Genomic DNA, 13,007 nt, shown 5'->3' with positions numbered 1-13,007 from the left:
GGTCACAATATTAACATAACCTAAAAAAAGAAACGCCTATTTAAAAAAACTACTTTTTAGAAAAATACTCCAAATTTTTAAAATAAAACTAAAAAAGTAGTTATTATGGCTGATCTGCATACTCCAGACGCTCTATTAGTAAAAAATTATGTTGACGGTAGCGAAGCTGCTTTGGCGACATTAATAAAAAGGCACGAATCTAAGATATATGGTTTTATATATTCTAAGATTGCTGATAGAGATATTTCAAATGATATTTTTCAAGATACATTTATTAAAGTAATCAAGACTTTAAAAAGCAATTCTTATAACGAAGAAGGTAAATTTCTGCCTTGGGTAATGCGTATTTCTCATAACTTAATCGTAGACCATTTTCGCAAGACAAAAAAAATGCCGATGTACAGAGAAACAGAAGAGTTTTCTATTTTCTCTATCATGTCTGACGATGCGCTGACAATAGAAGGCAAAATGATTGTTGACCAAGTCGAATTGGATCTAAAAAAGTTGATAGAAGAACTTCCAGAAGATCAAAAAGAAGTATTGGTAATGCGTATGTACCAAGATATGAGTTTCAAAGAAATCTCAGAAATTACAGGCGTAAGCATCAATACAGCACTAGGAAGAATGCGTTACGCGCTAATGAATTTGAGAAAAATAATAGATAAACATCAAATTATTTTAACCAACTAATACTATTTTGATATTTAGTCCGTTATACTAGTATAAATCATTTTTACAGTATGGGGAAAATTTACTCAAAAAAAGCATTAGCTTCCAAAAATCTTAAACCTAATAAAGAAGTCGTTTCTTTTTTATTGAATTATTCTAAAGCCTTGACAGTAGTTAAGATTGAAGATAAAAATTTTGAGATTATAGCTAACTAAACACCCCACTGCTCCTGTCGGATGTTTATTAAAAATAAACCGAATGGTCGTTTCGGTTGAAAAAGCTCACTGTTTGTATTACTTATACAAATAGTGAGTTTTTTATTTTGTTTATATTTTGAACTTAAAAAATATAAGTTTTTTACATCATTTTCCTCGTGTTTTGTTAAAATTTAATATTTTGATGAGATTTTATATGTTTATTTAGTTTTTAATTTTATTTTAGTTAAAAAACTAGCTTTTTGTTCGATAAAAATGATTTCGTAAGTATTATTCGTATAAGAGTACTGGTTTTATTCAAAGAATTAGAAAAATAACAACGTAATAACTAAATATTTAACCCCAAAACAGATTGTTTATGAAGAAAAACTACCCTGCTTTATTTTGTTAAGTTTTGATGCTCATTTGATTTTGAGAAAATAGTTGGACCAGCAGTATTTACTCAAAAAATAGCAATAAAGATAATTTTTAAACCAGTTTAATTGTCTGTTGCTATTGCCTCAAGAAAATAAGAAAATCATTTAATCACCAAAACTTAACCGTAAAATGAAAGAGAACATTAAAATGTTGTCGTGCTTATTAATGATCAGCATTGGCGCATTTGCCCAAAAAGACAAAATTAAGGAAGCGCAGTCTTTATTTGATAAAGGAAATAGCCAAGACGCTTTGGCAATTTTAACCAAAACAGAATACCTTATTCTTAACGCATCTGATGAAGACAAGTCGGATTATTATTTCTTAAAAGGTAACGTATTAAAAGATTTGGCTGTAAAAAACATTGATGCTGCCAATAATTTTACATTGGCGTCGCAATTGTACCAAGATGTGTTTTTATACGAAAACGAATCAGGAAAATTTAAATGGACAGTAAAAGCTAATATGGCTTTGAAAGATATGAAAGCCAGTCTTGTAAATGGCGCAATGGCAGATTTTAAAGCTGGAAACTTCAAAGAAAGCGCAGAGAAAAGTTATAAAGTATATTTGTTTGATAAAAAAGATACTTTAAACTTGTGTAATGCTGCAGCCTCATCCATAAATGCAAAAGATTTCAATGCTGCCGTTACTTATTATGAACTTCTGAAAAAGATTAATTATTCTGGAAAAGGAGTTCTGTACTATGCTACAAACAAAAAAACAAAAGAAGAAGATACCTTTATTTCTCCAAAAGCCAGAGAATCTGCAATTCAACAAGGTTTGTACGAAAAGCCAAGAACAGAATCTATTCCATCCAAAAGAATAGAAATAAACAGCAATCTGGCGTATGCCTATCTTGAAAAAAAGGATTATCCAAAATCAGAAGCGATTTACAATTATGTACTGGAATTAAATCCAAATTATATTGATGCGTATATCAATCTAGCTTATCTGAAATTGCAAATGAAAAAAGATCTTGCCGATGAGATCTCTGCTCTGGGAACAACTCCGGCAGAAATGAAGCAATACGATAAGCTAAATGCCAGAAAAGATGATATAACAAGAAGTGCGATTCCGTATTTGAAAAAAGTGCTAACGCTTGAGCCAAAAAATCCAGATGCAACCAAAACGTTATTAGGTGTTTACAGATCACTTGATATGAATACAGAATACAATGCTTTAAAAGCAGGTATGTAAATTAGATAATCTATTAAATTAGATAATTAGATAATGTGTTTTAATAACAGAGAATTATCTAATTATCTAATTTTTTTATTGGCACATTAAAAGTTTTTTTCTCCATTTCTTCAATAAGAGATTTTTTGCCAACGGTTTTAGTGATAATGTCTTTCTCCAAATTCCAGCCTCTTGCAGGCGAATATTCGCGGCCATACCAAATAATCTGCAAGTGCAAGTCGTTCCATAATTCTCTCGGAAATAATCTTTTAGCATCTTTTTCAGTCTGGGCAACATTTTTTCCGTTAGATAAATTCCATCTGTGCATCAAGCGATGAATGTGCGTGTCTACGGGAAAAGCCGGAACACCAAAAGCTTGCGACATTACCACACTAGCCGTTTTATGTCCAACAGCAGGTAAAGCCTCAAGCGCTTCAAAACTTTGCGGAACTTCTCCGTTATGTTTTTCTATCAAAATTTCAGACAAACCATGAATTCCCTTCGATTTCATCGGAGACAAACCGCAAGGGCGAATAATTTCTTTAATTTCTTCCACCGACATTTTAACCATATCATACGGATTATCAGCTTTTGCAAACAAAAGAGGCGTAATCTGGTTCACACGAACATCTGTGCATTGCGCAGACAATAAAACCGCAATTAAAAGCGTATACGGATCTTTATGATCTAGCGGAACAGGTATAGTAGGGTAGAGTTCTTTCAATTTGTCGATAACAAACTGTACACGAGCTTCTTTATTCATTTCAATGATTTTATTGACTGTAAAAATACTATAATTTTAATGATGTGCCTAATCCAGCTTTCCGTTTCAACTCCTCATTATAGCAGTAACATTTTTAAGCATTTAAAAGAGCTTCCTTCGGTCGCTTTTTAAATGCAAAAAATGTAAACTGCCATAATTCCGGGGTTTCCACTTCAATCTGGGGCATGAAAAAAGTTATGAATTATAAGTTATGAGTTAAGAGTTGTACGCTATCTTTGTTTTAGTCTAAAATCTAAAATCAACAATCTAAAGTAAATAATATCTACAAGGCATTTAGCAAACCTTGCGGGAATCTAAAATCAACAATCTAAAATCTAAAATTAAAAAGAGATGACAACATTAAAAGCAGGAGATAAAGCACCCAATTTTTCAGGAACAGATCAAGACGGAAAAACACATAAACTGGCAGATTACGCCGGGAAAAAATTGGTAGTTTTCTTTTATCCAAAAGCGAGCACACCTGGCTGTACAGCCGAAGCGTGTGATTTGAGAGATAATTTTCACCGTTTTCAAGCCAATAATTATGAACTTCTTGGAGTAAGTGCCGACACCTCAAAAGCACAAGTGAAATTCAAAGAAAAGTACGAATTGCCTTTTCCGCTAATTGCAGACGAAGATAAATCGGTTATTAATGCCTTTGGAGTTTGGGGACCAAAGAAATTCATGGGAAGAGAATACGACGGAATTCATAGAACTACTTTCGTAATCGACGAAAAAGGAATTATCGAAGAAGTAATAGAAAAAGTAAAAACAAAAGAACACGCTTCGCAGATTTTGAAATAAAATTTTGTTTCAGGTTTTTCTTTGTTTCAAGTTTCAAGTTGTGCTCAAAATGGGTTGAAATTTTGCCGCAAAGAACGCAAAGATTATTTACGCAATGCACGCCAAAGATTTTACGTAATGCACGCAAATATTGGACTGTAGAGACGCACCGCAGTGCGTCTACGCACAGTATGGCAGGTTCTGCATTCGGCGTCAAGTTTCAAGTTTCATAATGAATATTTTGCGTTAAAAATTAAATACAAAGCAAAAAAATGCGAGATTTTATTGCCACAGATTATAAAGATTATCAAGATTTTTTTTTTAATCCTTTTAATTTTAATAATCTGTGGCTATTGCACAAAGCTTTGCGAACTTTTCGTTTTTAAAACGAAACTCAAATAAAAAATCTTAGCGTGCTTTGCGTTAAAAATTAAAGGCAAAGGATATAACATAAAAAAGTCCCGCGAAGGGACTTTTTTTTATGCATTTTGCTCTAATTCTTTCTGTGGATGATATCCAAAAAGATGATGTTCTTTTATAATTTCAGGAATTCCAGGAGGAAGCATTGGTTCCCATCCAGGTTTGCCTTGATTGATCATTTTCAAGATCTCTCTCGAGAATACATCCAGAATATTCGGATCATAATCTTCAATATCAACCACTTTTCCGTTGAATTTAAAGAATTTGTATAATTCTTTCATTCTAGGATGAACTTTCAAGTTGTTTGAATTCATTAATGAGCCATCTTCATCTAACATCGGATACAAGAATACTTTCATATCGCGGTAGAATAATTTTCCAAACGCTTCCAGAATTCCTCCACTTAAATGGCGATAATATTTCTCATCAAAAATATCAACAAGATTGTTTACACCCATTGCCAATCCCATACGGGCTTTGGTATAGTTAGCGAAATATTCTACTACTTTATAATATTCTTGGAAATTCGAAATCATAACCGTCTGACCAAGCGAACAAAGTAATTCGGCTCTGTCCATAAAGTCACGTTCGTCAATTTCACCGTCAGAACGTAAATTCGAAAGAGTGATTTCAAAAATTACAAGCGTGTTGTTCTTTTCAACTTTATTTTCTTTGAGAAACATTTCTAATGATTTCTCATACATGTCCATGTTTACCTTTGTAACTGGGCGGAAACTTCCTCTTAAAGCTAATAAGTTCTTTTTGTAAAGAATAGCTGCTGGCAGAATATTTTTCCCTTCAGGATTAAACATTACGGCATCGGTCATTCCATTTTTAACCAATTGTAAACTCATCAAACGATTGTCTACATCGGCAAAACGAGGTCCAGAAAAGTTAATGGTATCAATCTCTAACTGATCTTTGTCTAAGTGATCGTATAAATAACGAAGTAATCGTTTTGGATCGTTGTATTTGTAAAAAGCACCGTAAATTAAGTTTACCCCTAAAATACCAAGTGTTTCTTGTTGCAGTCTGGCGTCAGTCTCTTTAAAACGAATGTGAAGAATAATTTCGTTATAAGCTTCGTCTGGTTCAATTTGATAACGAATTCCAACCCATCCGTGACCTTTAAATTGTTTGGCAAAATCTATTGTGGCAACTGTATTGGCGTAACTGAAAAAAAGTTTGGTAGGGTGTTTTTCTCGGCTTAAACGCTCTTCGATGATTTGTCCCTCGTGGGTAAGCATTTTTTTCAAACGCTCTTCAGTAACATATCTTCCATCATTTTCAGCTCCATAAACGGCGTCACTAAAATCTTTATCATAGGCAGACATTGCTTTTGCAATAGTTCCCGACGAACCTCCAGATCTGAAAAAGTGTCTAACTGTCTCTTGTCCAGCGCCAATCTCAGCAAATGTTCCGTAAATATTTTCGTTTAAATTAATGCGTAACGCTTTGTCTTTTATAGAAGGAATCTGTTCGATGACCTTGTCACCCTTGAGTTTTATTTCTGTACCCATTTTGTTTTAAATAGATTTGTTACAAAGTTAGTAAATTAGGCTTCTAATGAAAGAGAAATAATCCTATTTTTGTAAAAAAATTAAGTTCAATTGAAGGTTTATTTTTTAGGTACAGGTACTTCTCAAGGCATTCCAATTATCGGAATCGATCATCCAGTTTGTAAAAGCACTGATGCTAAGGACAAAAGGCTTCGTGTATCCATTTGGATTACATGGAACGAGCATTCCTACGTTATAGATTGCGGTCCTGATTTCAGACAGCAAATGCTTTCTTGCGGATGTCGAAAACTAGATGCGATACTTTTTACTCATGAGCATGCAGATCATACAGCTGGCTTAGATGATATACGTCCGTTTAATTTCAGACAGGGCGAAATTCCGATTTACGGACACAAACGTGTTTTAGATAATTTAAGACGCCGTTTTGATTATGTTTTTGAGACCGTAAACAAATATCCAGGGGCACCAAGCGTAAAAACAATTGAAGTGCAAAACAATGCTCCATTTGCTGTTGGAGACAAAATGGCGATTCCTATAAATGCCATGCACGGTGATCTTCAAGTTTTTGGGTACCGAATCGACGATTTTGCTTATCTGACAGATGTAAAAACAATCGAACCAGCAGAAGTTGAAAAACTGAAAGGATTGAAAGTTTTGGTGGTAAATGCTTTGCGCGTCGAACCTCACGATACTCACTTTAACCTGCAGGAAGCGCTAGATTTTATCAATCTTGTCAAACCCGAAAGAGCTTATTTAACTCACATTAGTCACGTTTTAGGTTTTCACGAAGAAGTACAGAAAACACTTCCTGAAAATGTTTTTCTGGCTTATGACAATTTAGAAATTACAATTTAATTATACCACACAATGAAAAAATCCTTAATGCTTTATCTTTTTATTTTGGCTATTTTAATGAACGTTTTTACGTATGCATTTTACAGCGGCGAAGTGAAATTTGGAGAGCAGCGATATGAAAAGACAACAAAAAAACTAAGAGATAGCATTAGTCTAATGAAAAATAAATTGGCAGAAGCAGATTATTTTTCTTTAGAACACAATGAAAATGCACAAAATTACTTTGATAACAGTGCTTCTGGAGGAAAAGTTATCTTGTTTGAGAAGCTAATTCCAGTTGTTACAGAAAAACTATTAGATTTAAATTCAAATCCAAAAGGGAATCCGTATACAGGGCAAGATCAAATTGGACCGAATAAATTTATCATCAATAAAGTAAAGATTTTAAACCACAGATGGATTATTGCAGACTACAGTAATGGTGAATTATGGGGAGAAGTCTTGTTAAAGTATTTTGTTGATAACGATGATAACATTACCTTTGAAGTAAATCAAACTTGGTTATATCAAAAATAGGATTTTACAATCCTATTTTTTTTGACCTTTAAATAAATAGGATATGAAAAAGATATTTTTGTTTTTGATGATTTCAAGCGTATTTTCTTGCGCTAAAAAAGTTTCTCAGGAAAAAGTAGAGGCAACTCCAAAAGAACCGCAAAAAGAAGCTGTTGTAGGAGCTGATTCTGATGCTCACGGTTGTAAAGCTTCGGCTGGATATACTTGGTCAGAACTTAAAAAAGAATGTATCCGAATTTTTGAAGGAACAAAACTTTCTCATTATGATGACGGTAAAACATACACAACTGCATCATATGTAATTTTTGACGGAGACAAAGCAGAGCTGTTCTTAGATACTCAAAAAGAATCTATCATTTTAGAAAGAAAATCTGAAGGTGACTCTTGGGTAAATGGCGACTGGCAATTGATTCCCTGGAAAGGATATGTTTTGAAGAAAGACGGGAAGATTCTTTATACTGGAGAGTAAATTAAATTCCAAATTAAAAATTCCAAAGCTTGTATTGAAAAAAAACTTTGTCAAAGTTTTAAACTTTGACAAAGTTGTGCTGAAACTTAGATATTAAAACTAAATAATTTCTTTAATAAAATCAGAATTTATTACTTGAGCAAATTCTTCGTTTAAACTTGCCAAAGCAGTTTGATGAATTAACTCTGCAGAGAAAACTTCTCCGTTTAGGCCTTTTTTATTGAAAGTAGCTGTTGCATCAGAAACAAGATAAACGTTGTATCCATAATTCCCTGCCATTCTGGTTGTCGTAGAAACGCAATGATCTGTAGTTAAACCTACAATTACAAGATTGGTAATTTTGGCATCGTCAATTAGTTCTTTTAAGTTTGTTCCAATGAAAGCGCTGTTGACATTCTTTTTGATAATTGTTTCTCCTTCAAAAGGTTTTACAACGTCCTGAAATTCATTTCCCGGATTTGTTTCGTTTAAAATTGAATTCGGATTCGAAGAGCAATGCTGGACATGAAAAATTGGAAGTTTTTTAGTTCTCCAAATATTTAGAAGCTCACCTGCTTTTTGTTCTGCGTCAATATTATTTCGATCTCCACCCCAGTAAGCAACATCGTGAAAACCTTTCTGGATATCAATTAAAATTAAAGCTGGATTTTCAAGTTTTGAATTGCTCATTTTTATGGGATATAATTACTATAGACTCTTAATATTAAGTACTGTGACTGACCACTTCCGGACTGACCACTGAATACTAACTCAAAAGCCAATTCTTAAAATCAAAGAAATTCTGTGGTGCAACTCCATGCCCGACAGGATATTCTCTGTAAACAACAGGAATATTTAATTTCTCTAAAATCGCTGGTGTTTTTTTGGCCCATTCAATTGGAATAACCTGATCTACAGTTCCGTGAGAAGCGAATATTTTTAGGTTTTTAAAATCGTTGTTTTCAAAACCTTCTTTAATAATTTCTTCATTGAAATAACCGCTCATAGCAACCACTCGCTGAATTTTTTCTGGATAAGAAAGGGCAGTTGCATAACTTAAAATAGATCCTTGGCTGAATCCAATTAAAGTTACATTATTAGCATCAATTGGATAATTGGCAACTAATTCATCAATAAAAGCAGCAATTTTGTCTCTTGAAATTTTTGCCTGTTCGTTGTCTGAAAATTTATTTTGGTCAGCATCGAAGTTAATCGCGTACCAAGCGTAAGCACCATATTGTAAATCGTAAGGTGCTCTTGCAGAAATGATATAATAATTATCTGGAAGTTCAGAAGCAAAAGAGAATAAATCGGCTTCGTTGCTTCCGTATCCGTGCAATAAAAGCAGTAACGGATTTTTATCTAAAATTACTTTTGGTTCTTGTATTTTGTATTCTAAAGATAGATTCATTTTTTTAGTGTTCAGTGTTCTGTTTTCTAGTGTTCAGTTTTCAACTTTGACAAAGTTAGCGACGTGCAATTGGAATTTGGAATTTCAAAAAATTGGAATTTGTTATCCAATAGATTTAAACCATTTCTGAAACAATTCTCCAACAAGCGGAATCGGTCTCATTTGTCCTTGGATAGCGGTAAAAATACCGTAAGTCCATAAGATAGAAACACAAATCCACATTGGAAAAGTGATAAAAAAGCTGTCAAAATTACTGGTTAGCGCTCCAAAAGAAATAAAAGTTAGAGATAGGCCTAAAGCCTGACGGATATGAAAAGAAGCAAAGCTATTTTTATTTTCAGAATTCATAGACATGGCAATGAGAACCCCAACGATTAAAATATAACTCGTAATAGCGATTGGCTTTCCTTCTTCGACTGAATTATTCATTGTATTATTTTGTAACTAGTTGATTTTGATTTAAAATTCCGTAAACAGAACCTTTAATTTCAGTTCCTAAAAAAGCCGAATTTTTAGATTTTGAAAGAATATTTTCTTTAGCAAAAGTTGATTTTCCTTCTGTTGTAAACAAACTCAAATTCGCTTTTGCGCCTTCTTCTATTTTGTTGTTTTCCAAACCAAAAACAGTTCTTGCAGCAGTTAATTTTGCTACAATCGTTTCTACAGGTAAAACCGTTAATAAAGCTCCAAAAGCACTTTCTAAGCCGATAGTTCCGTTTTTAGCGGTATCAAATTCCATTTTTTTGAATTCAATATCAATAGGGTTGTGGTCAGACGTAATCATATCGATTGTTCCGTCGGCAACTCCATTCAGTAAAGCTTGTCTGTCAACTTCGGTTCTTAGCGGAGGCGTAACTTTAAAGCGAGTATCAAATCCGTCCAGTTTTTCATCAGTTAAAACTAAATGATGTACAGAAGCGCTGCACGTTACCTGTAATCCTTTGGCTTTAGCTTCTCTAATTAATTCAACCGATTTTGCAGTGGAAATGGTCGGAATGTGAAGCTTTCCACCTGTATATTCTAGTAAAAATAAGTTTCTCGAAATTTGAAGTTCTTCTGCTAAATTCGGAATTCCTTTTAATCCTAATCTTGTAGAAACAATTCCTTCGTTCGCAACACCATTTCCTTTAATGTTAGGATCTTGTGAATAAGCAATTACCAATCCATCAAAATCCTGTACATATTGTAAAGCAATTTTCAAGATATTAGCATTGTCAATACTTTTGTTGTAATCTCCAAAAGCGATAGCTCCAGAGTTTTTCATATCAAAAAGTTCTGCCATATCCTTTCCTTCGCTGGCTTTAGTCAAAGCGCCAATTGGAAAAATTTCTGTTGCAAAACCGTTTGCTTTATTTTTCACAAAATTTACCTGAGACTGGTTGTCAATAATCGGTAGCGAATTGGGCTGTAAGGCAATTGCTGTAAAGCCACTTTTTGCTGCAACATTCAATCCGTTTGCTATGGTTTCTCTGTCTTCGTAACCTGGTTCTCCAAGTGAAACACTACTGTCAAACCAGCCTTGAGAAACATGAAGATTGTCAAATCGTACTACTTCTGCATCATCATTTGGAAGAGAAACGCCTATTTTTTCTATTAAGCCATCTGCAATTAAAAGATCAACGGTCTGATTGTGAAACGGACTTTTTGAGTCGATAATTTTGGCGCTTTTGATGATTAGTTTCATATGTAGATATTTTTTTGTCGTAAAATGATTATTGTAAAAAGTAAGACGTTTTTGAAAATCGACCTACTTTACAAATTTTATAATTGCCATTTCTAATGCTAAAAATAACAGTGCAAAGATAACAAACCATTTCCAAATTTGGCTGTCAGTTCGTTCTGTTTGTAACGTATTGAAAATGGTCGAAATGGTATCGGCAGTTTTAAAATCAGAAACTACATTAGTGTTTACCTGACTCAAATCGCTTTCGGTTCTTTTGTAATTAAAACTGATATTTTCAGCCTGCTGTTTTTTATCAAAAATGCTATAATTTCCAGCGGTTTCAGGAAAATCATTAAAGGTTAATTTGACTTTATTATTTAAAATCTGCTGAATCGGAATAAACGAATCTTCTGTTCCTTTTACTTCTAAAATAGCATCTTTAGTCAGCAAAACATCTACAAAATAAGGCTGATTATTTCCTATTGTCAAAGCATTGACGCCAGTTTTCTGATTGTTCTGCGCAATTTTATAAAACAAAGGAACAATTAAAGGCGATTGCTGAAAATTAGAATTAGCACCATTTATTGGCGCTGTAAAAACCGTTATTCCAGAAACTTGATTTTGAACCGATGTCACAAATGCAGTCTGATCTTCAAACGAAAGCACAGCAGGATAGGGACTTGACACAGCAAATGAACTGTTTACTTTCGGATATTGGAAATTGGTTATTTTGTTTTCGAAAACTCCTGAAAATAAAGGATGATCAAAATTAATTTTCGTGATTAATTTACTGTTGGTTTGTAAATTTCCGAATTGAATTTTTCCAAACTGCCCCAACAAAGCATTTAAACTTGAAAGCGAACTTTTCTCAGATGGAATTACAACCAAATTACCTCCTTTAGAAACAAAAGCTTTTAAAGTCGTTTGCAACGCCTGAGGAATGTCAATTAGTTCATTTAAAATAATCGTATTTTGTTTTTCTAAACTATTGTAATCTAAAGCGCTAATCGAGTAATTGTTGTAATTGAATTCGCCAGAAGTATAAATTCTCGATAAGAAATTACTTTTTTCTGGCTCGCCAATGCTAATAACGTTTGTTTTTTTGTTTTTAGAAATGCTGAAAAACAATTTGTTATCATAAGTCAGTCCATTGTCTTCAATTGCAACATAACCATGAAAAGCCTCTTTTGGAATAGTGAAATTGATTTTCTTTTTCTTCGCATCAAAATTGACAATTGTTTTAGCTATCAGTTTGTTTTGATTGTAAAGAGCTGTCGAAACAGGCTTAAAATCTTCGCCATAAGCCGATAAATTAATTCCAATTTCGTAGAAGTTTTCTAATGTCTGATTGATGTATACGCTATCAATCGAAATGTTATTTTTTTGTTCTGCTTCGGGAACTATAAAATAGGGTTTTTCGTCAAAATCTATACTTTTAATAGCTGCTTCTTGTAATCCAACAGCATCTGTAATAATAACGATATCTTTTTTATGAGCCGATTTATGCGCTTTTATTTTTGCTGTAATGGCTGAAAGATCAAAAGAAGAAGCGCTGTATTTTAAGTTTTGTAAAGCACTTTTTGACGATTTAATATCGGTATTCCAAAAGTTTTCGGTATTGGTTAAAAGTGAGAATTGGGCGTTTTCTGGAGTGTTTTCTAGCAATTCCTGAACGGCTCTTTTTAATAATTCTCCTTTTTTGCCTTTTGCCTGCATACTGAAAGAATTGTCTAGAACAATATACATTTCGTTTGACGCGTTCTTACTGTCGACAGCTTCAAAAAAAGGCTGCGCAAATGCGATAATCGCACAAGTAAGCAATAGTAAACGTGTAGCTAATAAAAGTCGCTTTTTGATTTTAGAACTCTTACGAGTCTGAACAGCAAGCTCTTTTAAGAATCGAACATTGGTAAAATAAGAAGTTTTAAATCGTCTTAATTGAAATAAGTGGACCAGAATTGGAACGATCAATAAAAACAGAAAGTATAGAATTTCGGGATGTTTAAAATGCATTCTGGCTTCGATTTACTTGTCAAAAGTACGAATTAAATTATTTAAACCATATAAGTTCGGGTAAGAGATTTGTTGTCTAAAGAATAAAGAATAAAGAATAAAGAATAAAGAATAAAGAATAAAGAATAAAGAATAAAGAAT

The 13,007-nt window shown here is 33.2% G+C and carries 14 protein-coding genes; 7 read left to right on the top strand and 7 right to left on the bottom strand.

The window, feature by feature from the left end:
- Window positions 1–105 precede the first annotated feature (105 nt).
- The 3 genes from ACWA1F_RS08925 to ACWA1F_RS08915 all read left to right on the top strand — a co-directional run bounded on the left by ACWA1F_RS08925 (window position 106) and on the right by ACWA1F_RS08915 (window position 2,495).
- Window positions 106–690, top strand: a complete 585-nt coding sequence (locus ACWA1F_RS08925) for an RNA polymerase sigma factor (RefSeq protein ID WP_111366804.1) — start codon at window positions 106–108, stop codon at window positions 688–690.
- 50 nt (window positions 691–740) lie between these two features.
- Window positions 741–884, top strand: a complete 144-nt coding sequence (locus ACWA1F_RS08920; protein ID WP_164515274.1) for a hypothetical protein — start codon at window positions 741–743, stop codon at window positions 882–884.
- A gap of 546 nt (window positions 885–1,430) precedes the next feature.
- Window positions 1,431–2,495, top strand: coding sequence for a tetratricopeptide repeat protein (locus tag ACWA1F_RS08915; protein ID WP_456893417.1), 1,065 nt, complete (start codon window positions 1,431–1,433; stop codon window positions 2,493–2,495).
- 58 nt (window positions 2,496–2,553) lie between these two features.
- Here ACWA1F_RS08915 and ACWA1F_RS08910 read toward each other — a convergent pair whose 3' ends face one another.
- The gene (locus ACWA1F_RS08910) at window positions 2,554–3,237 is read right to left on the bottom strand and encodes an endonuclease III domain-containing protein (protein ID WP_456893415.1); all 684 of its coding nucleotides are present in this window, start codon (window positions 3,235–3,237) and stop codon (window positions 2,554–2,556) included.
- A gap of 351 nt (window positions 3,238–3,588) precedes the next feature.
- Here ACWA1F_RS08910 and bcp point away from each other — a divergent pair, with 351 nt between their 5' ends.
- Window positions 3,589–4,041 (top strand): thioredoxin-dependent thiol peroxidase, encoded by a 453-nt coding sequence (bcp, locus tag ACWA1F_RS08905; protein ID WP_456893413.1) that lies wholly within the window; start codon window positions 3,589–3,591, stop codon window positions 4,039–4,041.
- A gap of 458 nt (window positions 4,042–4,499) precedes the next feature.
- Here bcp and ACWA1F_RS08900 read toward each other — a convergent pair whose 3' ends face one another.
- A complete protein-coding gene (locus ACWA1F_RS08900; protein WP_306156567.1) occupies window positions 4,500–5,960 on the bottom strand; it encodes a TonB-dependent receptor in 1,461 nt (486 codons plus the stop codon).
- A 90-nt stretch (window positions 5,961–6,050) separates the two neighbouring features.
- On the opposite strand from ACWA1F_RS08900, the gene ACWA1F_RS08895 reads away from it, so the two are divergent.
- Genes ACWA1F_RS08895 through ACWA1F_RS08885 form a run of 3 tightly spaced genes read left to right on the top strand, consistent with a single transcriptional unit; the run spans window position 6,051 to window position 7,800 of the window.
- The gene (locus ACWA1F_RS08895; protein WP_456893411.1) at window positions 6,051–6,815 is read left to right on the top strand and encodes an MBL fold metallo-hydrolase; all 765 of its coding nucleotides are present in this window, start codon (window positions 6,051–6,053) and stop codon (window positions 6,813–6,815) included.
- Between the two features lie 12 nt (window positions 6,816–6,827).
- Entirely contained in the window at window positions 6,828–7,331 is a 504-nt protein-coding gene (locus tag ACWA1F_RS08890) for a hypothetical protein (RefSeq protein ID WP_456893409.1), read from the top strand.
- Between the two features lie 43 nt (window positions 7,332–7,374).
- Window positions 7,375–7,800 carry a hypothetical protein gene (locus tag ACWA1F_RS08885; RefSeq protein ID WP_456893407.1) on the top strand — a complete coding sequence of 142 codons (426 nt, stop codon included), beginning with the start codon at window positions 7,375–7,377 and terminating at the stop codon, window positions 7,798–7,800.
- Window positions 7,801–7,899: 99 nt separating this feature from the next.
- Here ACWA1F_RS08885 and ACWA1F_RS08880 read toward each other — a convergent pair whose 3' ends face one another.
- The 5 genes from ACWA1F_RS08880 to ACWA1F_RS08860 form a co-directional block, all read right to left on the bottom strand.
- On the bottom strand, window positions 7,900–8,469 hold the full coding sequence (locus tag ACWA1F_RS08880) for a cysteine hydrolase family protein (protein ID WP_456893405.1): 570 nt from the start codon (window positions 8,467–8,469) through the stop codon (window positions 7,900–7,902).
- 76 nt (window positions 8,470–8,545) lie between these two features.
- Window positions 8,546–9,190, bottom strand: coding sequence for an alpha/beta hydrolase (locus ACWA1F_RS08875; RefSeq protein WP_456893403.1), 645 nt, complete (start codon window positions 9,188–9,190; stop codon window positions 8,546–8,548).
- A gap of 102 nt (window positions 9,191–9,292) precedes the next feature.
- On the bottom strand, window positions 9,293–9,619 hold the full coding sequence (locus tag ACWA1F_RS08870) for a hypothetical protein (protein ID WP_306156553.1): 327 nt from the start codon (window positions 9,617–9,619) through the stop codon (window positions 9,293–9,295).
- 4 nt (window positions 9,620–9,623) lie between these two features.
- Window positions 9,624–10,874, bottom strand: a complete 1,251-nt coding sequence (locus tag ACWA1F_RS08865) for a dihydroorotase (protein WP_456893401.1) — start codon at window positions 10,872–10,874, stop codon at window positions 9,624–9,626.
- Window positions 10,875–10,937: 63 nt separating this feature from the next.
- A complete protein-coding gene (locus tag ACWA1F_RS08860) occupies window positions 10,938–12,866 on the bottom strand; it encodes a BatA domain-containing protein (RefSeq protein ID WP_456893399.1) in 1,929 nt (642 codons plus the stop codon).
- Window positions 12,867–13,007: the final 141 nt, after the last annotated feature.

The sequence above is a fragment of the Flavobacterium erigeronis genome (assembly GCF_054075165.1).
Note: the sequence above shows the minus strand (reverse complement) of the source record. Positions and strands in the feature narration are given on the sequence as shown.

Coding starts and splice junctions, on each gene's coding strand:
- ACWA1F_RS08925 (WP_111366804.1), top strand. CDS start 106: ATGGCTGATCTGCATACTCCAGACGCTCTATTAGTAAAAAATTATGTT.
- ACWA1F_RS08920 (WP_164515274.1), top strand. CDS start 741: ATGGGGAAAATTTACTCAAAAAAAGCATTAGCTTCCAAAAATCTTAAA.
- ACWA1F_RS08915 (WP_456893417.1), top strand. CDS start 1,431: ATGAAAGAGAACATTAAAATGTTGTCGTGCTTATTAATGATCAGCATT.
- ACWA1F_RS08910 (WP_456893415.1), bottom strand. CDS start 3,237: ATGAATAAAGAAGCTCGTGTACAGTTTGTTATCGACAAATTGAAAGAA.
- bcp (WP_456893413.1), top strand. CDS start 3,589: ATGACAACATTAAAAGCAGGAGATAAAGCACCCAATTTTTCAGGAACA.
- ACWA1F_RS08900 (WP_306156567.1), bottom strand. CDS start 5,960: ATGGGTACAGAAATAAAACTCAAGGGTGACAAGGTCATCGAACAGATT.
- ACWA1F_RS08890 (WP_456893409.1), top strand. CDS start 6,828: ATGAAAAAATCCTTAATGCTTTATCTTTTTATTTTGGCTATTTTAATG.
- ACWA1F_RS08885 (WP_456893407.1), top strand. CDS start 7,375: ATGAAAAAGATATTTTTGTTTTTGATGATTTCAAGCGTATTTTCTTGC.
- ACWA1F_RS08880 (WP_456893405.1), bottom strand. CDS start 8,469: ATGAGCAATTCAAAACTTGAAAATCCAGCTTTAATTTTAATTGATATC.
- ACWA1F_RS08875 (WP_456893403.1), bottom strand. CDS start 9,190: ATGAATCTATCTTTAGAATACAAAATACAAGAACCAAAAGTAATTTTA.
- ACWA1F_RS08870 (WP_306156553.1), bottom strand. CDS start 9,619: ATGAATAATTCAGTCGAAGAAGGAAAGCCAATCGCTATTACGAGTTAT.
- ACWA1F_RS08865 (WP_456893401.1), bottom strand. CDS start 10,874: ATGAAACTAATCATCAAAAGCGCCAAAATTATCGACTCAAAAAGTCCG.
- ACWA1F_RS08860 (WP_456893399.1), bottom strand. CDS start 12,866: ATGCATTTTAAACATCCCGAAATTCTATACTTTCTGTTTTTATTGATC.